Source organism: Micromonospora sp. NPDC049107, assembly GCF_040648595.1.
Lineage (GTDB): Bacteria > Actinomycetota > Actinomycetes > Mycobacteriales > Micromonosporaceae > Micromonospora.
Window position 1 is genome coordinate 372,723 of record NZ_JBEZEC010000007.1, and the last position, 22,841, is coordinate 395,563.

The 22,841-nt window shown below is 71.7% G+C and carries 20 protein-coding genes and 1 tRNA gene; 10 read left to right on the forward strand and 11 right to left on the reverse strand.

Translation table 11 applies throughout. The annotated features are described in order from the left end of the window. The first annotated feature begins 1 nt into the window (after nucleotide 1). Together AB0B55_RS19640 and AB0B55_RS19645 are read left to right on the forward strand one after the other, a co-directional pair. A complete protein-coding gene (locus AB0B55_RS19640; protein ID WP_357132861.1) occupies nucleotides 2-895 on the forward strand; it encodes a metallophosphoesterase in 894 nt (297 codons plus the stop codon). 158 nt (nucleotides 896-1,053) lie between these two features. Next, nucleotides 1,054-1,130: transfer RNA gene (locus AB0B55_RS19645), tRNA-Pro, on the forward strand. 61 nt (nucleotides 1,131-1,191) lie between these two features. Here AB0B55_RS19645 and AB0B55_RS19650 read toward each other — a convergent pair. Next, nucleotides 1,192-2,043 (reverse strand): hypothetical protein, encoded by an 852-nt coding sequence (locus AB0B55_RS19650; protein ID WP_357172675.1) that lies wholly within the window; start codon nucleotides 2,041-2,043, stop codon nucleotides 1,192-1,194. A 93-nt stretch (nucleotides 2,044-2,136) separates the two neighbouring features. Further along, complete coding sequence (locus AB0B55_RS19655) at nucleotides 2,137-2,610, reverse strand: hypothetical protein (RefSeq protein WP_357132865.1); 474 nt, start codon at nucleotides 2,608-2,610, stop codon at nucleotides 2,137-2,139. Between the two features lie 127 nt (nucleotides 2,611-2,737). On the opposite strand from AB0B55_RS19655, the gene AB0B55_RS19660 reads away from it, so the two are divergent. Further along, complete coding sequence (locus AB0B55_RS19660; protein ID WP_357132867.1) at nucleotides 2,738-4,021, forward strand: MFS transporter; 1,284 nt, start codon at nucleotides 2,738-2,740, stop codon at nucleotides 4,019-4,021. Between the two features lie 388 nt (nucleotides 4,022-4,409). Here AB0B55_RS19660 and AB0B55_RS19665 read toward each other — a convergent pair whose 3' ends face one another. From AB0B55_RS19665 to AB0B55_RS19675, 3 genes are all read right to left on the reverse strand, one after another. Continuing rightward, entirely contained in the window at nucleotides 4,410-6,116 is a 1,707-nt protein-coding gene (locus AB0B55_RS19665; protein ID WP_357132869.1) for a bifunctional metallophosphatase/5'-nucleotidase, read from the reverse strand. Between the two features lie 283 nt (nucleotides 6,117-6,399). Further along, the gene (locus AB0B55_RS19670; protein WP_357172679.1) at nucleotides 6,400-7,053 is read right to left on the reverse strand and encodes a histone deacetylase; all 654 of its coding nucleotides are present in this window, start codon (nucleotides 7,051-7,053) and stop codon (nucleotides 6,400-6,402) included. A gap of 10 nt (nucleotides 7,054-7,063) precedes the next feature. Next, nucleotides 7,064-7,843: a phosphodiesterase gene (locus AB0B55_RS19675; protein ID WP_357172682.1), complete on the reverse strand. Its 780-nt coding sequence runs from the start codon at nucleotides 7,841-7,843 to the stop codon at nucleotides 7,064-7,066. Nucleotides 7,844-8,007: 164 nt separating this feature from the next. On the opposite strand from AB0B55_RS19675, the gene AB0B55_RS19680 reads away from it, so the two are divergent. Next, nucleotides 8,008-9,417, forward strand: coding sequence for a sensor domain-containing diguanylate cyclase (locus AB0B55_RS19680; protein ID WP_357132875.1), 1,410 nt, complete (start codon nucleotides 8,008-8,010; stop codon nucleotides 9,415-9,417). 179 nt (nucleotides 9,418-9,596) lie between these two features. Here the strand turns inward: AB0B55_RS19680 and AB0B55_RS19685 are convergent, their stop codons facing one another. Next, on the reverse strand, nucleotides 9,597-10,658 hold the full coding sequence (locus tag AB0B55_RS19685; protein WP_357172685.1) for an aspartate-semialdehyde dehydrogenase: 1,062 nt from the start codon (nucleotides 10,656-10,658) through the stop codon (nucleotides 9,597-9,599). Between the two features lie 5 nt (nucleotides 10,659-10,663). Then, the gene (locus AB0B55_RS19690; protein WP_357132879.1) at nucleotides 10,664-11,929 is read right to left on the reverse strand and encodes an aspartate kinase; all 1,266 of its coding nucleotides are present in this window, start codon (nucleotides 11,927-11,929) and stop codon (nucleotides 10,664-10,666) included. A 268-nt stretch (nucleotides 11,930-12,197) separates the two neighbouring features. On the opposite strand from AB0B55_RS19690, the gene AB0B55_RS19695 reads away from it, so the two are divergent. Together AB0B55_RS19695 and AB0B55_RS19700 are read left to right on the forward strand one after the other, a co-directional pair. Next, nucleotides 12,198-12,983 (forward strand): hypothetical protein, encoded by a 786-nt coding sequence (locus tag AB0B55_RS19695; protein ID WP_357172688.1) that lies wholly within the window; start codon nucleotides 12,198-12,200, stop codon nucleotides 12,981-12,983. A gap of 84 nt (nucleotides 12,984-13,067) precedes the next feature. Then, nucleotides 13,068-13,598, forward strand: a complete 531-nt coding sequence (locus tag AB0B55_RS19700) for a nitroreductase family protein (RefSeq protein WP_357172690.1) — start codon at nucleotides 13,068-13,070, stop codon at nucleotides 13,596-13,598. Between the two features lie 46 nt (nucleotides 13,599-13,644). Here AB0B55_RS19700 and AB0B55_RS19705 read toward each other — a convergent pair whose 3' ends face one another. Next, nucleotides 13,645-14,631, reverse strand: a complete 987-nt coding sequence (locus AB0B55_RS19705) for a MarR family transcriptional regulator (RefSeq protein WP_357132885.1) — start codon at nucleotides 14,629-14,631, stop codon at nucleotides 13,645-13,647. Between the two features lie 80 nt (nucleotides 14,632-14,711). Between AB0B55_RS19705 and AB0B55_RS19710 the strand changes: the two genes are divergently transcribed. Together AB0B55_RS19710 and leuA are read left to right on the forward strand one after the other, a co-directional pair. Beyond that, nucleotides 14,712-15,983 (forward strand): MFS transporter, encoded by a 1,272-nt coding sequence (locus AB0B55_RS19710; RefSeq protein WP_357132887.1) that lies wholly within the window; start codon nucleotides 14,712-14,714, stop codon nucleotides 15,981-15,983. 238 nt (nucleotides 15,984-16,221) lie between these two features. Next, nucleotides 16,222-17,973: a 2-isopropylmalate synthase gene (gene leuA, locus AB0B55_RS19715; RefSeq protein WP_357132889.1), complete on the forward strand. Its 1,752-nt coding sequence runs from the start codon at nucleotides 16,222-16,224 to the stop codon at nucleotides 17,971-17,973. A gap of 70 nt (nucleotides 17,974-18,043) precedes the next feature. On the opposite strand, the gene AB0B55_RS19720 is transcribed toward leuA, so the two are convergent. Continuing rightward, on the reverse strand, nucleotides 18,044-19,537 hold the full coding sequence (locus AB0B55_RS19720) for an MFS transporter (RefSeq protein ID WP_357132891.1): 1,494 nt from the start codon (nucleotides 19,535-19,537) through the stop codon (nucleotides 18,044-18,046). Nucleotides 19,538-19,674: 137 nt separating this feature from the next. Between AB0B55_RS19720 and AB0B55_RS19725 the strand changes: the two genes are divergently transcribed. Together AB0B55_RS19725 and AB0B55_RS19730 are read left to right on the forward strand one after the other, a co-directional pair. Continuing rightward, on the forward strand, nucleotides 19,675-20,286 hold the full coding sequence (locus tag AB0B55_RS19725; RefSeq protein WP_357132971.1) for an HNH endonuclease family protein: 612 nt from the start codon (nucleotides 19,675-19,677) through the stop codon (nucleotides 20,284-20,286). Continuing rightward, nucleotides 20,286-20,678 (forward strand): hypothetical protein, encoded by a 393-nt coding sequence (locus AB0B55_RS19730; protein ID WP_357172694.1) that lies wholly within the window; start codon nucleotides 20,286-20,288, stop codon nucleotides 20,676-20,678. The genes AB0B55_RS19725 and AB0B55_RS19730 overlap by 1 nt, the downstream gene beginning before the upstream one ends. Before the next feature lie 51 nt (nucleotides 20,679-20,729). Here the strand turns inward: AB0B55_RS19730 and AB0B55_RS19735 are convergent, their stop codons facing one another. Together AB0B55_RS19735 and AB0B55_RS19740 are read right to left on the reverse strand one after the other, a co-directional pair. Next, a complete protein-coding gene (locus AB0B55_RS19735) occupies nucleotides 20,730-21,830 on the reverse strand; it encodes an ABC transporter ATP-binding protein (RefSeq protein WP_357172696.1) in 1,101 nt (366 codons plus the stop codon). Continuing rightward, nucleotides 21,827-22,813 carry an ABC transporter ATP-binding protein gene (locus AB0B55_RS19740; RefSeq protein WP_357132897.1) on the reverse strand — a complete coding sequence of 329 codons (987 nt, stop codon included), beginning with the start codon at nucleotides 22,811-22,813 and terminating at the stop codon, nucleotides 21,827-21,829. Before AB0B55_RS19740 ends, AB0B55_RS19735 begins: the two co-directional genes overlap by 4 nt. Nucleotides 22,814-22,841 lie beyond the last annotated feature (28 nt).

The following is a 22,841-nucleotide window of genomic DNA, read 5'->3' on the forward strand; positions in this document are numbered from 1 at the left end:
CATGCGAAAGCGCACACTATTCCGCCTCGCCGCCGGAACCGCAGCGGTTGGAGCGACCACCCTCGCGTACGCGTCGCTCGTCGAGCGCAACCTGTTCACCCTGCGGCGGTACGACGTGCCGATGCTCCCGGCCGACGCGGAGCCGCTGCGCGTGCTGCACCTGTCGGATCTGCACATGATGCCCAACCAGGCCCGCAAACAGCGCTGGGTGGCGTCGCTGGCCGCCCTGGACCCCGACCTGGTGGTGGTGACCGGCGACAACATGGCGCACCCCGGGGCGGTGCCGGGCGTGCTGCGGGCGCTACAACCGCTGCTGGACTATCCGGGAGCGTTCGTGTTCGGCTCCAACGACTACACCGGCCCGGTGCTGAAGAACCCCTTCAGCTACTTCCTGCCCGAGCGGGAGTACACCGAGGGCGTCGAGCTGCCCTACGAGGAGCTACGCCAGGTCTTCACCGGCGCCGGCTGGGCAGACCTGAACAACGCCCGGACGAGCCTCAAGGCCGGCGGTCGCGAGCTGGACCTCGTCGGCGTCGATGACCCGCACATCGACCGGGACGACTACCCGGCCGTGTCGGGTCGGGTGGCGTCCTCCGCCGACCTGTCCATCGCCGTGACGCACTCCCCCGAGCCGCGGGTGCTCGACCAGATGGCCGCCGACGGCTTCGGCCTCCTGTTGGCCGGGCACACCCACGGCGGGCAGGTCTGCGTCCCGGGGTACGGGGCGCTGGTCACCAACTGCGGCCTGCCCCGCTCGATGGCGCGCGGTCTGCACCGATGGCCGGGCTCGGACTCGTGGCTGCACGTCTCCGCCGGCCTCGGCACCCACCCGACGGCCCCGGTCCGCTTCGCCTGCCCACCGGAGGCGAGCATCCTGACCCTGATCCCCCGCTAGGCTTGATCGACTCGACTTCCCGCAAACCGGCCCATCCGCCCGGACCGGACACCGCGCTTTCAAAGAAGGCGTGTCGATCACCCTGAGACCGGGCTGGGGCGGCGGGGGTACCGAGTTTGACCGTCGGAGCGGGTGGGCTACTATTTGTCGGCACGCCTCGGGGTGTGGCGCAGCTTGGTAGCGCGCTTCGTTCGGGACGAAGAGGTCGTCGGTTCGAATCCGGCCACCCCGACCAGAGGTAAGAGGGCACATCCGATCCATCGGATGTGCCCTCTGCGTATGTCGTCAGGCCGCGACTATCGACGTATCAACGCCTCGATACCCCGCAGTCGTTCGGCCAGTTCCGCTGCCGCCGACTGCGCGGACGCCAATGGCGGACCGAGTTGGGCGAGCTTTTGCACGTCCCGCAGCACCCGGGACTTCTGAATCGGCCGGTCCCGCGCCAGTTCCCGGACAAGGCGGTGCAGGAAGGCCATGTCGAGGTCGCCCAATGTGAGTTGGTCGAAGGCGGCGGCCGTCCGATCGACCAGTTCGTGTGTCTCGGTCAACATCTGGTCGGCCAGCCCTGGCCTCCGCGCGGCCGGCAGAGCGGTCAGGGCGGTCCCGGCCGTCGCCCAGGCGTCCCGCAGGCCGGACACGGTTGCCGGCAGGTGCCCGAGGACCACCGAGTAGAGCGGCCACGTGGCGGCGAGCAGTTGCAACTGCCCGGCCAGCGCCGTCGCGTGATCGGGCACGAGCGGCAGCATCTGAGCCCCGAGGATCACGTGTTGGAGATTGACGTCGTGCATGCCCTGCACGGCAGGGCCCGCCGCCGGTGCGGTGGCGGTGAGCGCCTCGGCGTACTCACGGGCCTCCCGTACGGCCTCGATCAGCTCCTCGCTGGCCAACCACTCCTGCCGGTACGACTCCTCACCGGCGACCAACTGTTGGATCACGACCAGCGCGATCGGCAACCCGAGTGCGGCGGTCGCCAGCGACGAGGCGACGTTCGTCAGGAACGGCCGGTCGGACCAGAAGCCCTCCCGATCCCCGAGCCATCCCGCGGCCAGCACCACCACGCCGACAGCCCAGGACACGAGCGCGAGCAACCGGACCGTTGGGCTGGCCGCCCGCCACGAGATCGGAGATCGGTTCTGTCGAGGTCGCACGCCCACCCCTGACGGAAACTGTGGTCGTCAGACGGCCGGAGCGTACGGCCAGCACCGTGACCGACAGCACCCCGAGTCGGGAGACGGACACCGTCAGTCGTGTCGCTCGGTGCGCTCGATCTCGCTGAACGCGGCGGCCAGGTAGTCGGCCAGCGGCGCACCCGTCACCGCCAACAGATCGGCCACGAGCAGCGGAGCATGCCGCGCCAGGGCGGACGCGCCGGGAGGCGAGTCGTCGCCCTCGGGGTCGTACACCCCCAACGCGCCAGCCAACAGTACGAGCACCACGTGCGGGTCCACATCCGAACGCCAGCGCGCCGCGTCCTGCACGCAGCGTGCCAGAACCTGGCGGATGTCGTCGCCGTCCAAGCCGTCCGGGTGGCTCTCCTCCAGCAGGAGCCGGACCACCGTGCCAAGCACCAGCCCGGACCGCTCGTCGGCCGCCAGGTCGTCCACCGTCTCGTCGTACGCCTGGTCGTCGCGGGCCTGGGCGGCGGCGACGGCTGCCGTGGCGGTCACCGCGATGGCGCGGGCGGACGCGGGCAGGTGTCGCCAGGTGCCGGTCATCGGGCCAGCATCGCAGACCGGGCCGACACCGGCGGACGTCGTGGCATTGGTCACGCCGCGCCGGGGCAGCGCGACGTTGGTCCAAAACGGTTCGCGTGCGTCACACCCACCGAACAGAATGCCGGACATGTTGCGCCGCGCCCTGCCTCGCCGTCCAGAAGCCCGCCGTATGCTCCTCGGCACCCTGCTGTCGGCGATCGGGCGTGGCCTGACCCTGCCGTTCCTGTTCATCTACCTGACCGACGTGCGGGGGCTCACCGACACCCGCGCCGGACTGGTGATCGGCTGGTACGGCGTCGTCACCCTGGCGCTGTCACCGCTGGGCGGGACGCTGATCGACCGGATCGGGGCGCGCCGGGTGGTGGTGCCGTGCCTGGTGATCGAGGCGATCGGCACCGGTTCGCTGGCGCTGGTCCACTCGACCGGCTCGGCGCTGCTCGTGATGACGGTGATCGCCATCGGCAGCTCGGCGATCTGGTCCGGCGGGAACACGATCCTCGCGTCGCTCACCGACGACGGCGAACGGCAACGCGTCTTCGGGCTGAACTTCGCGCTGCTCAACCTCGGCATCGGCATCGGCGGGATGACCTCCGGGGCGATCGTCGACACGGCGCGACCCGACACCTTCCAGACGATCTATCTGCTGGACGCGGTCAGCTATCTGATGCCGGCCCTGATCCTGCTGACCCTGCCGGGCGTCGGCCACCGACTCGGTCAACGCTCGACCGACGCCGGGCCGTCGAGCGGGGGCTACCTGACGGTGCTGCGGGACCGCCCGTTCCGCCGGCTCGTGATCTTCGGCCTGGTCCTCACCACCTGCGGGTACGCCCAGGTCGAGGTCGGATTCGCCGCGTACGCCATACGGGTCGCCGAGGTGAACCCCCGCGTCGTCGCCTGGGCGCTCGCGGGCAACACGGTGACGATCGTGCTCGCCCAACTGCTGGTCATCCGCCGGATCGAGGGCCGCAGCCGCACCGGCGCGCTCGCCGTGGTCGGGGCGGTGTTCGCCGCCGCCTGGCTGGTCCTCGGTGTCGCCGGCGTCGTCAGCACCGGCAACGCCCTGGTGGCCGCCCTGTGCGTGGTGGCCTGTTCGGCGATCTTCGGTTTCGGCGAGACGCTGCTGTCGCCGGTGATGCCGGCGCTCACCAACGCCCTGGCAACTGACGAACTGCGCGGCAGGTACAACGCCATGAGTTCGATGATCTTCGGCATCAGCGGGGTGATCGGTCCGGTGACCGCCGGCCCGCTCATCGGCGCGGCGAACGGCATGGTCTGGGTGGCGGTCGTCGTCGGCGGCTGCCTGGCCGCTTCACTCATCGCGCTCTCGCTACGCCGGCTGCTCACCGTCGAGCAGGACGGCCGCGTGACGATCGTTCCGCCCACGCCCATCCCGGCACCCGCCTCCGCCTGACCCGCACCCGTGGGCGCCCCGGGCCTCCTCGCCCGGCGGGCCGCGCCGCTCGCCTCCGCAAGCACCCCCCGACCCGGCGAGCAACCCGGAGTCCCCGCGCCCGGTGAGACCCCTTCGGCCGCCCCCGCAGCTTCACCGATGCTGCTGCCTCCGCCGCGTCGGAGACGGCAACATCCCCGATAGTGCGCGGATCTTGGTCGCACTCCGCGCTTGATCGTGCTCGATCCTGGATGTAGTGGCATCCCGGCACTCGCAGGCCACTACCTCCATGATCGAGCGTGATCTTGCGGCACAGGCAGCGCGGGGCCGCACAGGCAGCGCGGGGCCGCCGGGGACGGGTCGGGCCCCGGAGCGTCCGCTCCGGGGCCCGATGTCGCGGGGTCGGCCGTCAGGCGGCGGGGACCTCGGCGGTGGTGCGGATTCGGTCGAGCGCCGGGGCGGAGACCGGCGACTGCGCGGTCAGGTACGCCACCAGCGCGTCCAGGTCAATCAGGCCGGTGACCTGGTTGGTGCCGCCGGTGAGGGCGCTGAAGCCGTCGCCGCCGCCGGCCAGGAAGTTGTTCACCGTCACCCGGTAGGTGGCGGCCGGGTCGACGGCGGTGCCGCCGATGGTGAGGCTGCCCCGGACCACACGGGTGCCGGCGCACGGGTCGGCCGCGGTGCCGGTGGCGCCGGCCGGGTCGACCACGTAGCCGACGGTCGACGACGGGTACAGCGTCCGACCGGTGACGAACTGCTGCTCCAGTACGCAGTAGAGCTGCGCCCCGGTCAGGTCGAGGGTCACCAGGTTGTTGGCGAACGGCTGCACCGTGAACGCCTCCTCGTAGGTGACCGGCCCGGCGTTGAGGTCGGCCCGGACACCACCGGGGTTCATGAAGGCGGCCACCGCGTTCTGTTCGTCGTCGGTGGCGGCGAGCTGCGCGTCGGCGACCAGGTTACCCAGCGGGGATTCGCCCAGGGTCGTACCGAAGAGGGTTTCCTGGGTCTTGGTGATGGCTTCGGTGGTCTCGCCGACCTGGCGGTCCGCGACCGGGCCGAGCACGGTCTTGTAGCGGTCGATCAGGGCGGTCTGCTTCGGGTCCTTGGCGACGTCCCGGGTGACGACCACGTTGTTCGCGGCGGCGGAGATCACGTCACCGCTGCGCCGGTCGATCTTGAGGTCGATGTCGGTGACGAGGCGGCCGAAGGAGCTGGCGCTGGTGACCAGCTTGCCGTTGATGTTGCAGTTGTACGCCTGGTGGGTGTGACCGCTGACCACCACGTCGATCGACGGATCCATCCGGTTGGCGATGTCCACGATGGGCCCGGTCATGCCGACGCAGTCGTTGATGCCACCGGTCGCCGCCTGGGCGCCCCCCTCGTGCAGGAGCACGACGATGGTCTGAACGCCCTTACGGCGCAGCTCACGGGCGTACCGGTTGGCGGTCTCCGCCTCGTCGGCGAAGGTGAGGCCGGCGACGCCCTGCTGGCTGACGATCTGCGGGGTGCCCTCCAGGGTCATCCCGATGAAGCCGACCTTGACGCCCTGCACCTTGTGGATCGCGTACGGCGCCATGAGCGGCTTGCCGGTGGCGGTCTTGAAGGCGTTGGCGGAGAGGTACGTGAAGCCGGCACCCCGGTACGGCGTGCCGTCGGCGCAGCCGTCCACCGGGTGGCAGCCACCGTTCTGGATACGCAGCAGCTCGGCGGCGCCCTCGTCGAACTCGTGGTTGCCGACGCTGGCGTAGTCCAGACCGGCCATGCTCAGCGCCTCGATGGTCGGCTCGTCGTGGAACGCGGCGGAGAGCAGCGGCGACGCGCCGATCAGGTCGCCGGCGGCGACGGTGATGGTGTTCTTCTTCTTCGCGGCGGCGCGCAGGTCGGCCAGGTGGGTCGCGAGGTATTCGACGCCGCCCGCGGTCTGTCCGGCGATGGTGCCGCTGGAGCCGCTCGGGGGTTCGAGGTTGCCGTGGAAGTCGTTGAGGGCCAGCAGGGTGACGTCGACCGGCTTCGGTCGCGCGTCGGCCTGCTCGGGGGTGGTGGCGACCGCGCCGAGCGCTGCCACCGCGAGCGCGGTCAGGCCGACAGCGGCCCGACGCATCCCGGGTACGGACATGGAACTCCTCGTGAGAATCGACGCGTGCGGTACCCGGCCGGTGGGTCGACCGGGCCGCCGACCGACACCGTCGGAGAGGGTCGGTCACGGTTGGGAATCGCCTCCCGCCCGGACAGCCTCTCATCCGGACGCCGGCCGGTCGAGTCGAGCGACGGATCGCGACCGACGCGTCGGGCTGAGCGTGAGAGCTGCGGAAATGCCCATCGTCGGACCAGGCCCACGTGTCGAACAATCGATGACCGGTGGCGGAACAACGTCGGTCGAAGGTCCAGAGGGGACGGGATCAGCCGACCGCGGTGAGCGCTTCGGCGACCACTGTGGCGACCGCCTCGGGCCGCCAGCCGTCGACGACCCCGGGTCGCCGCGCCAGGTAGTCGACGATCCGCTCAGCCGGCCAACCGTGTGACTCGTGCAGCCCTTGGGCGATCATCCGCAGGTAGGCGGGTGCCGGTGGCCGGTGCGGCACGGCGGACGCCGGTTCGGGCGCGGTGAAGGTGAGCATCGGGATGCCGGCACGCCGACCGGGGCAGACGAGGGTTTCGTAGCGCCCCGGACCGAGCGTCGCCTGGCCGTGGGCGACGGCCGCGTCGATGGCCGCGCCGGTCGCCGGGAGCAGGTCGGCGGTGTCGCCCGGCGGGCGGTACATCTCCTGCGCGGCGATGTCGGTGAACTGGTCGATGGTCACCAGGTAGGCCCGCGCGGCAGCCTCGCCCGGCAGCCGCGGGTCGTAGAACGCCATGCCGCCGGTCCACGCGCCGGACTCACCGGCGAAGTAGATCCCGCCGGGCATCCAGACCGGCGCCGACCGGCTCGGAGGACGGGTGTCGCGGCAACCCGGGTACGTCCGTCGGCCGCCGGGTGGACAGCCGCCGCCGATGTACCAGGCCAGCCTGGCGGCGTGCATGTTCGACCCGTACGCGACGTACCAGACGGGCATGGCGGCGACCTCAGAAGCCGCAGGTCTGCCCGGCCGAGTGGCTGACCTGGACGGTGTGCGTCACGCAGCCGTCCGGCTCGATCCGGTGCAGCAGGAAGGCGCTCGGCTCGGCGACCCAGCCGATCACCTCGTCCGTGGCCATGGTGAGGGTGCTCTGCTTCCAGGTGCTGGGCGCCACGGTGAGCACGGTGCCCGCGTACCCGGTGGTGACCGTGCGGTGCAGGTGCCCGGCGGCGACCCGCACGACGTGCCGGTGCCGGCCGATCACCTCGGCCAGCGCGGGCCCGTCGGCGAGCCGGATGGCGTCGGCCGCGGGGATGCCGACCGCGACCGGCGGGTGGTGCAGGCAGAGGATGGCGGGCACCTCCGGACGGCCCGCGAGAACCCCGTCGAGCCAGCCGAGCTGCTCCTCGCCGAGCTGGCCGGCGTCGCTGCCGGGGACGAGCGAGTCGAGCACCACGATGGTCGCCGCCTCGTGGTCGACGTGGTAGTACGCGGAGAACCCGTTCCCGAGCCAGGGCGTGCCGCCGAACGCGTCGAGCAGCGACTCGCGGTCGTCGTGGTTGCCGGTGGTCAGGTAGATCGGCAGTGGGAACCGCCCGATCAACTCGCGCAGCGCCGCGTACTCGTCGGGTCGGCCGTGGTCGGCCAGGTCGCCGGTGATGACCACGCAGTCCGGTCGCGGGTTCAGGGCGAGCACGCGGCCGAGCGCCCGGTGCAGCCCGGCGGCGGGCTCGGCGGCGAGCAGACCGGTGGTCAGGTGCGGGTCGCTGATGTGCGCGATGAGCATCGGCTCGCCTCCAGGACGTCGGGACTCCCACGCTATCGCCCGGCACCTTTACCCACAGGCCCGTCCACAGCCTGTGGATAGCACATGTGTACGAAGCCGGAAGCCCTTCCGGAAAACGTGAGTACGCTTGCTCCAGCCCCTCCCCTACCTGGAACGACGTGCGAGTGGATCATCAGCGAGTCATCCGTGACGTCAGCGTCCGCCTGTCGATGGCGTCCAGCGCGCCGGAAGCCTGTCGGTGGACGGTCAGCGCACTGTCCCACCACACCCCGGCCACCATCTCGGTGCTGCTCGAGGCCCACGACCGGCTGCGGTGCGTGGCGGCGACCGGCGCGTGGCAGGTCTTCGCGACCGTACCGGCGCGCACCGGGATCGTCGGCCGGGTGTACGCCACCGGCACCGCCGCCGCGGTCCCGGACGTCACCGTCGACCCGGACTACCTACCGGTACGCCCCGACGTCACGACCGAGCTGTGCGTTCCGGTACGCGACCCGGGCGGCCGGGTGATCGGCGTACTGGACCTGCAGTGGAGTGACCCGGTCGACCTGCGGCCCTGGCGGGAGACCGCGCAGCGGCTGGCGGCCCGGCTCGGCGCGCGGATCGCCGCGCTGGGCGGCCCGCCGTCCGAGAGCCGCAGCGAGAAGCTGCTCCGGCACGCCGCGGCCCTGTCCGCCGCCCCCACCGAGGCGGCCGTGATCAGCGCGGCGACCGAGGCCGCCCGGGAGGTGTCCACCCTCTCCACCGCGGTGCTGGTGATCGGCGGTCAGCTCGGCCCGTCCCCGGCGACCCCGGGTGACCTGGAGACCCGGATCCGCGCCGAGCTGGCCGGCGCGGGCCCGGCCGCCCTGGACCGGATCGTCGAACGGGCACACCGCTACGGCGCCGGATACACGCTGGGCGAGGCCGGGCATCCCCCGACCGAGGACTATCGACCGCTGACCCGGGCGGGGGTACGCACGCTTGTCGCCGTGCCGGTCGGGCCGGCGGACGCCGACGGAGTGCTGCTGGTCGCCGACGGCCGCGCCCTGCACCCGGACCCCACCACGGTCAGCCTCATGGAGCTGCTCGCCGGGCAGGCCTGGACCAGCCTGGACCGTCTGCGTACGCTCGTCCGACTGCGTGAGCAGGCCAGCTCCGACCCGCTCACCGGGCTGCGGCACACCGGCCCGTTCGGGCAACGGATCGCGGCGGCCACCCCGGGGCGTACGGCCCTGCTGGCGATCGACGTGGACGGCTTCAAGACGGTCAACGACACGTACGGGCACCAGGCCGGCGACCAGGTGCTGGTCGGGTTGGCGCGGGCGCTGGAGGGCGCGCTGCGGCACGGTGACGAGCTGTACCGGATCGGCGGTGACGAGTTCGTCGCGGTGATCGAGGTGAGTCGCCCGGAGGAGGCGGTCCGGATCGCCGAGCGGTTGGCCGAGGCGGCCCGCCGTACCGGCCGCACGATCAGTGTGGGCGTCGCGCTCCCCCGCCCCGGCGAAACCCCCGACCGCACCCTGAAAAGAGCCGACCAGGCCCTCTACGCGGTAAAACGCCAAGGCCGAGACGGAGTCCACCTAGCGGCGGCCTAACCCCCAACCCCCACCCCCAGGCCCCGCTGGAGTGCGTCGATCTTGCACTTTCGGTTGCCGTTCTGTCACCTTCACGCCTTATGCGGCGACAGAAAGTGCAAGATCGACGCGGCGGGGAGCGCGGGGCCGGGGCCGGCGCGGCGGGGAGCGCGGGGCCGGGGCAGCGCGGAGCGCGGGGGTTAGGGGGTGCGGAGTTCTTTGGCTAGGAGTTCGGCTATCTGGGCGGTGTTGAGGGCTGCGCCCTTGCGGAGGTTGTCGCCGGTGACGAAGAAGTCGAGGGCGCGGGGGTCGTCCAGGGCACGGCGGATCCGGCCGACCCAGCTCGGGTCGGTGCCGACCGCGTCGATCGGCATCGGGAACTCACCCGCTGCGGGGTCGTCGACCACGATCACGCCGGGCGCGTTGCGCAGCGCCTCGCGGGCACCCTCGGCGTCGACCTCGGTGGCGAAGACGGCGTGTACGGCCACCGAGTGGGCGGTGACCACCGGCACCCGGACGCAGGTGGAGCTGACCTTGAGATCGGGCAGGCCGAGGATCTTCCGCGACTCGTTGCGGATCTTCATCTCCTCCGAGGACCAGCCGCCGTCGGCCGACGAGCCCGTCCAGGGCACCACGTTGAGCGCCAGCGGCGCCGGGAACGGGCCGAGGTCGTCGCCGACCGCCTGGCGGACGTCGCCGGTGCGTGAGCCGAGCGCCCGATCGCCGGCGACCTTGGCGAGCTGGTCGTGCAGGATGTCCACACCGGCCTGGCCGGCCCCGGAGACCGCCTGGTAGGAGGCGAGCACCAGCTCCCGCAGGCCGTACTCGCGGTGCAGCGGCGCGATCGCGATGATCATCGCGAGGGTGGTGCAGTTGGCGTTGGCGATGATGCCCCGGGGCCGGTTGCGGACCTGTTCGGGGTTGATCTCCGGGACGACCAGCGGGACGTCCCGGTCCATCCGGAACGCGCCGGAGTTGTCCACCGCGATCGCGCCTCGCTCGACCGCGATCGGGGCCCATTCGGCGGAGACCTCGTCGGGCACGTCGAACATCGCCACGTGGACCCCGTCGAACGCCTCCGGGGTCAGCGCCTGGACGACCATCTCCTCGCCCCGGCAGCGCACCCGCTTGCCGACCGACCGCTCGGAGGCGAGGAGTCGGATCTCGCCCCAGACGTTGCGACGCCCGGTGAGCAGCTCGCACATCACGGTGCCGACGGCACCTGTCGCTCCGACCACGGCGAGGGTGGGCAGCGCCGTCATCGGCGCTACCTACCCGTCCCGGCGTAGACCACGGCTTCGGTGTCGCCACCCAGCTCGAACTGGTCGTGGATGGCGCGGACGGCGGCGTCGAGGTCGGTGTCCCGGCAGACCACGGAGACCCGGATCTCGGAAGTGGAGATCATCTCGATGTTGACCCCGGCGGCGCCGAGCGCGGCGAAGAAACCGGCGGCCACGCCGGGGTGCGAGCGCATGCCGGCGCCGATCAGCGAGACCTTGCCGACGTGGTCGTCGTAGAGCAGGCCCTTGAACTTGACCGGCTCCTGGATCTTGCTGAGCGCTGCCATCGCGGTCGGGCCGTCGGCCTTGGGCAGGGTGAACGAGATGTCCGTACGGCCGGTGCCCTCGGTGGAGACGTTCTGCACGATCATGTCGATGTTGATCTCGGCGTCGGCGACGGTGTCGAAGATCCGCGCGGCGGCACCCGGCTCGTCGGGTACGCCGACGATCGTGATCTTGGCCTCGCTGCGGTCGTGCGCGACCCCGGTGATCAGTGCCTGCTCCACGGAAAGGTCCTCCATCGATCCGGTGACCATCGTGCCGGTGTTGGTCGAGTATGACGAACGGACGTGGATCGGCAACCCCGCCCGGCGGGCGTATTCCACGCTACGCAGGTGCAGCACCTTCGCGCCGCACGCGGCCAGCTCCAACATCTCCTCGTAGGTGATGTCCCGGATGTGCCGGGCGTTGGGCACGATCCGCGGGTCGGCGGTGAAGACGCCGTCCACGTCGGTGTAGATCTCGCAGACGTCGGCGTGCAGGGCGGCGGCGAGCGCCACGGCGGTGGTGTCCGAACCGCCCCGGCCCAGCGTGGTGACGTCCTTGGTGTCCTGCGAGACGCCCTGGAAGCCGGCCACGATGACCACCGAGCCCTCGTCGAGCGCGCCCTTGAGCCGCCCCGGCGTGACGTCGATGATCCGGGCGCGGCCGTGCACCGAGGTGGTGATCACGCCGGCCTGCGAGCCGGTGAACGAGCGGGCCTCGTACCCCAGGTTGTGGATGGCCATGGCCAGCAGGGCCATGGAGATCCGCTCCCCGGCGGTGAGCAGCATGTCCAGCTCGCGGCCCGGCGGCAGCGGGCTGACCTGGTTGGCCAGGTCGAGCAGCTCGTCGGTGGTGTCCCCCATCGCGGAGACCACCACCACGACGTCGTCGCCGGCCTTGCGGGCGGCGACGATGCGCTCCGCCACCCGCTTGATCCGCTCGGCGTTGGCGACGGAGGACCCGCCGTACTTCTGCACCACGAGTGCCACGACGGTGCACTCCCTCCCAGCGACCCTGAGCGTGCCGACGCCGCCGGAACCGGGGCCGGCGGCGCGTGTCAGACCCCCTGAGCGTATCCGGCGGGTCACGGCGGCGGGTCGGGTGATCCCACCATCCGGCCCGCGCGGCCGTCCGGCCGACGCGCTTGGCCAGGTCCGCGAGAGGCCAGGGGTACGCGGACAAACTGCTCCGACACGCCGGGACGCGGCCACTGTGCGCCGTTGCCCGCAGGTGCCCCGCACCCACCAGAATGGGCCGGTGCCCGTCCTCCTCCGCCCGGCCGGCCGCGTGCTCGGACCGCTCGTGCTCGCTCTGCCGGTAGCCCTGGTCGCCTGCGACAGCGCCCAGCCCCCGCCTCCGCCGCCGGCCGATCCCGGCCCGGTCCAGGTGGAGGGCACCCGTGACGAGTTGGCCGCCCTGGCCGCCGCCGCCCAGGATCGCCACCTGGTGGCGCGGTACGTGTTCAGCCGGAGTGGTCAGCCCGACCGCACCATCGTGTTCACCAGCGCGAACGACGGCAGTTGGCGGGTCGACGTGCCGGGTGGGGCGCTCGGCGGCACCGCCGACGTCTCGCTCGCCGCCACCTCCGACGGGCTGTTCCAGTGCGCCCTGCCCTCGACGGGCCACCCGGAGCCGGCGCGCTGCGTACGCCTCGGCGACCGCGACGACGCCATCCCACGCCGGTTGGATCCCCGGATCCAGCATCCGCTCACCGACTGGTTGGACGTGTTGACGGACCGACGCGCGCCGCTCGCGGTGGCCGCTGCCACCACGCCGAACGGCATGACCGGTGCCTGCTACTCGGTCGACTCCACCTCGGCCTCGCTGAACGCGCCGCTGGACGTCGGCATCTACTGCTACGACCCGGACGGCACGCCGACCGGTGCCCGGACCGATGCCGGAACGCTGCGACTGGCCGCCCCGCCGGGCGCGGCACCCGCCACCGTGCAGTTGGCGGGGCCGGTCGTCGACGCGGAACCGTTGGACACCGCGGCCCCGCCGACTCCCGATCCGTCAGTCAGCCCGAGCGCGGGAACGTCCTGATCTTCGTACCGTTACGGGTGCTCTTGCCCACATCTCCGCAGCCCACTTTCCGCCGCTAAACGCCCATACGGGACGATTGCCGGCATGGCTGACCTGACCCCTCTCCTCGCCTTCCGCTGGAGCCCCAGGGCCTTCGACCCGAGCGCCGCCCTGACGCCGCAGGAGGCGGCATCGCTGCTGGAGGCCGCGCGGTGGGCACCGTCGACGGACAACGGGCAGCCCTGGCGGTTCGCCCTCGGGCACCGGGACGACGACAACTTCAAGCGCATCCTGATCAACCTCCCGGACGGCGACCAGTGCTGGGCCCGGCACGCCGCGACCCTGGTCGTCGGCGCGCACACCGGCGGCGACACCGAGCGGGCCGCGTACGACCTCGGTCAGGCGATCGCCCACCTGACTCTGCAGGCCACCGCCCTGGGCCTGCACGTACGCCAGCTCACCCGGTTCGACCGGGCCGGCCTCGCCACCGAACTCGACCTGCCCGGCGGCATCCGACCGCTGGTGGTCGCCGCCGTCGGGCGACTCGGCGACCCGTTCGCCCTGCCGGCGGAGCTGCGCGCCAGCGAGACCGGCCTGCGGCACCGCCGCCCGGTCGTCGATCTGTTGCTCGCCTAGCGCTGTTCCCGGAGGGCGGCCGAGCCGAGGCGGGCCGACCCTGACGTCAGCCGCCCCGACTGGCGCGGAGCAGCACCGCAGCCGCGTCGGTGTTGCGGTAGAGGACGTGCCGACCCTGTCGAGCGCGGTCGACCAGGCCGGCGGCGTGCAGCGCGGTCAGGTGCGCCGAGACGTTCCCGGCGGACATCCCGGTACGTCGGGCCAGGTCGGTGGTGGTGGACGCGGTGTCGAGCAGGTACAGCAGCGCGGCCCGGCCGGAGCCGACCACCCGGGCCAACGGGTCGCCGGGCGGCGGCGCGGCCGTCTCCCAGAGCGTCCCGACCGCCCGGACCGGGTACGCGGCCGCCGGCAGCGAGTCCTCCAGCAGGTTCCACAGCACCCGCCGCTCGGAGAACACCGTCGGGTTCAGCGCCAACCCCCGGTCCCGCAGGTCGAAGTCCCGCTCGAACGGGTCGTCGCTGACCACCCGGTCGCCGAGCCAGCGCAGGCTCGGGTGGAGCTGCTCGAAGAACCGACCGGCGCCGCTCTCGGCGAGCTGGGCGGCGCGGTACGCCACGTCGGCGTCGAGCAGCGCCCGCATCCGCGACCAGTCCGGGGCGATCGCCTCGTCGTACCAGACCCGCATCGCGTCGACGAGCTGCGGCAACAGCCCGCGGGGGTCGGCGAGCAGCGCCTGCCCGAACGAGCTCAGCGGTCGTCGCCCGATGGTCGACAGCAGGTCCTGGACGACCACGGCCGGCGGCGTCGCGGCGATCTGGTCGAGCTGGTCGGCCACCTCCACGTTCGGCCGGGCGGCCGGGGTGATGAAGTCGGGCAACGGGCAACCACGCCAGGTCAGCTCCGTCAGGGGTCGGACCCGGGCGGCGACCTCGGGACGACGCAGGGTCACCCGAGCACGGTCGATCCAGGGCAGGTGCACCGCGTAGCGGACCGGGCTGGCCAGCGCCCACATGCTCATGACCGTCTCGTTGGCCGGCGACACGGCGAGCCGCACGCCCGCCACGTCGGCCAGACTGAACCGCAGCTCGGACACACGCCCTCCCCCGGGAGCAGGATTCGGTTCAGCCTAAAAGGCTCGACCGCCGTTGTGGGCACCCGGTTCACTTCCCGCCCATGGGGGCCAGAGAGAGCATTCGTACCGCCGTCGTGAACGTCGTACCGCCGGCCGGGTTGACCCGGGCGCTGGCCGTGCAGGCCATGGTCTACGCCGTCGGCAGCGGCCTGTTCCACGCCGGCAGCGCCGTCTTCTTCACCCGCGCGCTGGGGCTCAGCGCCGCCCAGGTCGGCCTGGGCCTGTCCATCTCGGCGGGGGTGTCGCTACTCGGCACGGTGCCGCTGGGCGGGCTCACCGACCGGTTCGGGCCACAGCGGGTCTGGGTGGTCGGGCTGGTGCTGGACGCGGCGCTCTTCGCGTCGTACCCGTTCGTGGGCGGCTTCGCGAGCTTTCTCGCCGTGGTGGTGGCGCTGGCAATGGTGGACGCGTCGACCGGCGTGGCCCGCCAGGTCTACTCAATCAACGCGCTCCCGCCGGCCGAACGGGTCACCGCGATGGCGTACCAGCGGTCGTCGTTGAACGTGGGTTTCGGGCTGGGCGCGGTGATCAGCGGCCTGGTGCTGGCGGTGGACACGATCGAGGCGTACCGGGGGATGGTCTGGTTCATCTCGGCGGTCTTCCTGGTCACGGCCCTGTTCGTGCGGCGACTGCCCAAGCTGCCGCCGGTGGCCCGCCCGACCGAGCCGATGGGTCGGCTGGCGGTGCTGCGGGACCGGCCGTTCATGGCGGTGTCCCTGCTGTCCGGGCTGCTCACCGCGCACGGGGTGCTCTATCTGACCGTGCTGCCGCTCTGGATCCTCACCCACACCGACGCCCCGAAGACGGTGATCGCCGCCCTGGTTCTGCTCAACACGCTCCTGATCGTGCTGCTCCAGGTACGCGTCAGCCGGGGCGCCGACACCGCTGGCGGCGCGGCGCGGGCCTCCCGTCGTGGGGGTCTGCTGATCGCCGTCTCCTGCCTGGTCCTGCCGATCTCCGGGATCACCCGGGGGCTGCTCACCGTCGTGGTGCTGGTGGCCGCCGCGATCCTGCTGATCCTGGCCGAGCTGATCCAGTCGGCGGGCGCCTGGGGGTTCACCGCCACCCTGCCGCCAACCGACCAACGCGGCGCGTACGTGGGGGCGCTGCGGCTCGGCGAGCAGGTGCAGTACCTGATCGCCCCGGCCGGGTTGACCGCGCTCGCGGTCAGCACCGGCGGGTGGGGTTGGTTACCGACGGCAGCGATCTTCGTGCTGCTCGCAGTGGCGATCGTGCCCGCCGTGACCTGGACCGAACGGACGCCCAGGCTGGGTTCCCAGGCCCCGGAGCCGACCATGACATCGATCCCATAGTCCGGACCAGCCTTTGCACCCCCCGTTCCATCACGTAGGGTGACCTGGTCATGTGGCGGGCGCTTCTTCTTCTTAGCCGCCGCGACGAGGCCTGACCGGCCGGCACCTCGTCGCGGAGTCGCATCGCGCCGTCCAGCACATCTGAGTTTCCTCTCGGCACCGCCGCGCACCGCCGCCCGGCAATCCGCCGACACCTTCCGATCTGCTGACGCCACATGTTCCCAGGGAGCACTCCGAGATGGCTCAACCTGTCACCGACGCCGAGACCGATCCGATCGCCCGGCAACGCCCCAGCCGGATGCCGTACCACCGCTACCAGCCGTACCGGGAGCAGTTCCGGGTCGACCTGCCGGACCGCAGCTGGCCCACCCGCACCGTCGACGCCGCGCCGCGCTGGTGCGCGGTGGACCTGCGCGACGGCAACCAGGCGCTGATCGACCCGATGTCGCCCGAGCGCAAGCGGCGGATGTTCCAGCTGCTGGTGCAGATGGGCTACAAGGAGATCGAGGTCGGCTTCCCGTCGGCCAGCCAGACCGACTTCGACTTCGTCCGGCAGCTCATCGAGCAGGACATGATCCCGGACGACGTCACCATCCAGGTGCTCACGCAGTGCCGGGAGCACCTGATCGAACGGACCTTCGAGTCGCTGCGCGGCGCGAAGCGGGCCATCGTGCACTTCTACAACTCGACCTCGACGCTCCAGCGGCGGGTGGTCTTCGGTCTGGACCGCGACGGCATCGCCGACATCGCCACCACTGGCGCGCGGCTCTGCCAGAAGTACGCGGAGATCCACACCCCGGACACCGAGATCTTCTACGAGTACTCGCCGGAGTCGTACACGGGCACCGAGCTGGAGTACGCGCTGGAGGTCTGCAGCAAGGTCATCGACGTGATCGACCCGACGCCCGACCGCCCGCTGATCATCAACCTGCCGGCCACCGTCGAGATGGCCACCCCGAACGTGTACGCGGACTCGATCGAGTGGATGCACCGGCACCTGCCGCGCCGCGACAGCGTCGTGCTGAGCCTGCACCCGCACAACGACCGGGGCACCGGTGTGGCCGCCGCCGAGCTGGGCCTGCTGGCGGGCGCGGACCGCATCGAGGGCTGCCTGTTCGGCAACGGCGAGCGCACCGGCAACGTGGACCTGGTGACGCTGGGGCTCAACCTCTTCTCCCAGGGCATCGACCCGATGATCGACTTCTCGCACATCGACGAGATCCGCCGGGCGGTCGAGTACTGCAACCAACTGCCGGTGCACGAGCGCCACCCGTACGCGGGTGACCTGGTCTACACGGCGTTCTCCGGCTCCCACCAGGACGCCATCAAGAAGGGCTTCGAGGCCCTGGCCGCCGACGCGAAGGCCGCCGGTGTACCGGTCGACGAGCACACCTGGGCGGTCCCGTACCTGCCCATCGACCCGAAGGACCTGGGCCGCACCTACGAGGCGGTCATCCGGGTCAACTCGCAGTCCGGCAAGGGCGGCGTCGCGTACATCATGAAGAGCGAGCACCAGCTCGACCTGCCGCGCCGGCTCCAGATCGAGTTCTCCGGCGTCGTGCAGCAGGTCACCGACCACGACGGCGGCGAGGTCGACCCGGCCGCCATGTGGGAGATCTTCGCGACGCACTACCTGCTCGACCACCAGCCGGATCCGGCGGTCCGGTTCACCGGCTACACGATCGGCACCGCCGACGGCAAGGTCGAGATCGAGGCCCAGGTCGGTGTCGGTGGCGAGCGGCGGTCGCTCACCGCGATCGGCAACGGCCCCATCGACGCGTACGTCAACGCGCTCCAGGCGGTCGGCGTGGGCGTCCGGGTGCTCGACTACCACGAGCACGCGCTGTCCTCCGGCGGTGACGCGCAGGCCGCCGCGTACGTGGAGTGCGAGGTGGACGGTCGGACGGTCTGGGGTGTCGGCACCGATGCCAACATCGTGACGGCCTCGATCAAGGCGGTCACCAGCGCCGTCAACCGCGCCCGCCGCTGAGATGTAAGGAAGGGCCCCTTGTTAGCGCCTAGGCGCTAACAAGGGGCCCTTCCTTACATCGGGGCGTTGCTCATCGCGGGGGCGTGGCGGCGGGCATCGAGTGGCAGGGCTGCGACGGCGGGGCCTCCCGGGGTGGCCGGTGCACCAGCACGAGGGCCAGCACCGCGCCGGCCAGCAGTAGCCCCGCGCACCAGGCCAGCGCCGCCCGGAACGCGTCGGTCAGCTCGGCCTTCTGCTCGTAGCCGCCACCGGACAGGCCCACCAGCAGCGGCAGCGCGGCCACGGCGAGCAGACCACCGGCCCGGGACGCGGCGTTGTTGAAGCCGCTCGCAACCCCGGAGAACCGATCCTGCACGGCCGCGAGCACCGACGCGGTCAGCGGCGCCACCACCAGGGTCAGTCCGAGGCCGAAGAGCAGCACCCCGGGCAGCACGTCGGTCCAGTAGGACGCGCCTGGGCCGACGCCGCGCAGCAGCAGCAGGCCGATGGCGGCGATCACCGGGCCCACGGCCAGTGGCAGCCGGGGACCGATCCGGGCCGACATCGCACCGGCCCGGGCCGAGCCGACGAGCAGCAGCACCGTCATCGGCAGCAGCGCGATCCCGGTCCGGAACGCCGACCACTCGACGACGTTCTGCAGGTAGACGGCGAAGAAGAAGGTGAACCCGCCGAGCGCGGCGTAGACCACCACGGTGAAGACGTTCAGGACGGCGAAGAGCCGGCTGCTGAACAGCCCGGTGGGCAGCATCGCGGTGTCCCCGCGCCGCCGTTCCAGCAGCACGAAGGTCACCGCGGCCACCACACCGACCAGCGCGGCGATCACCACCGGCGCCGAGGCGAAGCCGCGAGCGGGCGCGTCGATCAGGGCGTACGTGACGCCGGCGAGCGCCAGTGCGCCGAGCACCGCCCCGGCCACGTCGAAGCGGCGGCGCGTACGGCCCGGCCCGTGGGTGCGGGAGGCGTTCTCGTCGCGACTCTCCGGCACCCAACGCAGCGCGGCCAGCACGACCAGGACGGCGATCGGCAGGTTGAGGAAGAAGATCCACCGCCACGAGAGGGTGTCGATCAGCCAGCCGCCGATGAACGGCCCCAACGCCGTGGACACTCCGGACAGTCCGGCCCACGCGCCGATCGCCCGACCCCGGTCGTCGGGGTGGAAGCTGGCCTGGAGCACCGAGAGCGAACCGGGCGTGAGGAGCGCTCCGCCCGCGCCCTGCACGATCCGGGCCGCGATGAGGGTGCCGGTGCCCTGGGCGAGCCCGCACAGCACCGACGCGGCGGTGAACCAGAACACGCCAATGAGGAACACCCGCCGCCGACCGAAGCGGTCCCCGAGCGACCCGCCGAGCAGCACGAACGCCGCGAGCGTCAACAGATACCCGTTGATGGTCCACTGAAGATCGGCGACGTTGGCCCCGAGGTCCTGGCCGAGTTTCGGCAACGCCACGTTGACGACCGTGGTGTCCAGGAAGACCATGCCGGAGGCGAGCACCGCGGCGAGCAGGGTTCCCCGGCCGGCGGCGGTGCCCATCCGCAGTGCGGGCGACGGTACGGAGGAGGTCATCCCACCAATCTTGCTTGCACATTGTGGGAGACGCCACGAAACGCCGAAACCGTCCCCGGGTACTGTGCGCAAGCGCCGGGAGCCCGCAAGCTGGAGAGGTGTCGTCTGTGCGTACCAGATCAGGACCGCGTGCGTCGATGGCCGCGCTCGTCGCGGCGCTGGCGCTCGTCATGGCCGGCTGCGTCCCACCCGAGGAGGCGGAGACCACGCCGACGCCGGGTGGCGGCGGTAACGCCGTCGAACAGTTGGGCCAGTTGACCGTCGCCACCGCTGGCTCGATGAAGGGCTACAGCCGGGAGCGCTTCCCACACTGGCGGGACACCGGCAAGAACTGCGACGTGCGGGACTCGATCCTGCAACGCGACGGCAAGGACGTGAAACTCTCCGGCTGCAACGTGGTCGGGGGTCGCTGGGAGAGCGTGTACGACGGCCGCAGCGCGACCGATCCCTCCCAGGTGGACATCGACCACACGGTGCCGTTGGCCAACGCGTGGCGCTCCGGCGCCGACGAGTGGGACAACGCCAAGCGTGGCGACTTCGCCAACGACACCACACGTCCGCAGCTCATCGCGGTTTCCGCGTCCTCCAATCGGGCAAAGGGTGACCAGGATCCGTCCCAGTGGAAGCCGGCGAACCGGTCGTACTGGTGCCAGTACGCCAAGGACTGGGTGACGGTGAAGCACTACTGGAAGCTGACGGTGACCAGTGCCGAGAAATCCGCGCTGACCGACATGCTGGAGGGCTGCTGATGAGCGAGGAACCTGCGACAGAGGCCAAGGCGACCGCGGACACGGCCCCGTCCGCGGCCGGGATGACCGCGGACGGCACCGGCGACACCCCGGCCGCGGTGCCGGGGGCCGGCATGGTCGCGGACTCGACCGGCGCCAGTGCCCCGCAGAGCCGGACCGCCGACATCGTGCCCGGCCCGGGTGGGGTGATGACCGACGAGGTCGGCGTCGTCACCGGGGAGCTGACCCTGCGCACCGAGTACGCGGACGGCAAGGTCACGCTGCGGGTGCAGTACAAGGACGCGGACGAGTGGTACGTGGTGACCGGCGGGCTGGTCGCGCTGCCCGATCCGGCAGGGCTGGACGCGGTGCACGCCGTGGCGGTTGCCCTGCTGAACCGCCCCGAGGGCTGACAGCCCGTACGCCGGTCAGGGGCCGTCCGTCACGGACGGCCCCTGACCGCGTCACGGGGTGGGGATCAGCTCGCCGGGCGGGTCGACCGGGCCGGTGCCGTCGGTCGGGCGGACCAACTCCACCTCGACCTCGTGCGGGCGGATCCGACCGGCGGCGATGTCCTCGGCGAAGTGGCAGGCCACCCGGTGCCCGCCGACCACGTCCCGCAGCTCCGGTCGCTCGCTCGCGCAGCGGGTCGGCTGCGCCCACGGGCACCGGGTGTGGAACCGGCAGCCCGCCGGCGGGTTGCTGGGCGAGGGCAGGTCACCGGCGAGCAGGATGCGCTCGCGGCGGTCCTCGACGACCGGGTCGGGCACCGGCACCGCGGACATCAGCGCCCGGGTGTAAGGGTGCATCGGCTCGCGGTACAGGTCGTCGCTGGACGCCTCCTCGACCAGACCGCCGAGGTACATGACGCCCACGGTGTCGGCGATGTGCCGGACCACCGCCAGGTCGTGCGCGATGATCAGGTACGTCAGGCCGCGCTCGTTCTGCAGATCCTCGAGCAGGTTGAGCACCTGCGCCTGGATCGACACGTCGAGTGCGGAGACCGGCTCGTCGGCGACGATCAGGTCCGGGTTGAGCACCAGGGCCCGAGCGATGCCGATGCGCTGGCGCTGACCGCCGGAGAACTCGTGCGGGTACTTGCTGAGGGCGGACGCGGGCAGGCCCACCGCCTCCAGCGTCTCGCGCAGTCGCCGGTTCGTCTCGGCCTTGTCGCCGGCCAACCCGTGCGCCTTCAGGCCCTCCACCAGCAGCGACTCCACCGACTGCCGGGGGTCGAGGCTGGACAGCGGGTCCTGGAAGATCATCTGCATGCGGCGACGGGCCCGCCGCATGGCCTCGCCCTCGAGGGCGCGTACGTCGGTGCCGTCGAACACGATCTCGCCGTCGGTGGGCTCGACGAGCCGCAGCAGGCCACGGCCGAGGGTCGACTTGCCGCAGCCGGACTCGCCCACCAGCCCGTACGTCTGGCCCTTGCGGATGCTCAGCGACACGCCGTCGACCGCGTAGACGTACCCGACGGTCCGGTCGAAGAGCAGGCCGCTCTTGATCGGGAAGTGGACCTTGACATCGCGCAGCTCGATCAGCGCAGGGGTCTCGTCGGTCATCGGACCGCCACCTCCTCAGAGACGGGGTTGTTGCAGCGCAGGTCGCCGCCGGTGGCGGTGGGTTCGAGCGGCGGGGGCCCTTCCAGGCACGCGTCCACGACGTGGTCGCAGCGCGGCGCGAACGCACACCCCTCGGTCCACGGGATGTTGTCGGCGACCGACCCGCGGATCGCGTGCAGTCGCTCGCCGCGCGGGGAGTCCAGCCGCGGCACCGAGTTGAGCAGCCCGTGGGTGTACGGGTGCCGGGCGTGCGCGAACAGCTCGTGCCGCCGCGCCCGCTCGATCACCTTGCCCCCGTAGAGCACGTTGACCGTGTCGCAGAGCCCGGCCACCACGCCCAGGTCGTGCGTGATCATGATCAGCGCGGTGCCGCTCTCGTCCACCAACTGCTTGAGCAGCGTGAGGATCTGCGCCTGGATGGTCACGTCGAGCGCGGTGGTGGGCTCGTCGGCGATCAGCAACCGGGGCTTGCAGGCCAACGCGATGGCGATCAGGGCGCGCTGGCGCATGCCGCCGGAGATCTGGTGCGGGTACTCGCTGAGCCGCCGCTGCGGGTCGGGGATGCCGACCGCGTCGAGCAGGTCCCGTGCCTCCCGCAGCGCCTGCTTACGGTCCCGGCCCTGGTGGCGTTCCAGCACCTCGGCCACCTGCACACCGATCGGGATGACCGGGTTCAGCGACGACAGCGGGTCCTGGAAGATCATGCCGATGTCCCGGCCGCGCCGGTCACGCATGTCGCCCGGTCGCAGCTTCAGCAGGTCCGCGCCGTCGAACAGCACCTCTCCACTGACCCTGTTGCCGCGCTTGGGCAGCAGACCCATGATGGCGAGGCTGGTCACGCTCTTGCCGCAGCCGGACTCGCCGACCAGGCCGACGGTCTGCCCCGGCTCCACCGTGAAGCTGACCTTGTCGACGGCGTTGAAGGGTCGCTCGCCGCGCCGCTGGAACACGACGCTCAGGTCACGCACGTCGAGCAGGCTCATCGGGTCACTTCCTTACTGCTGTGGTCCT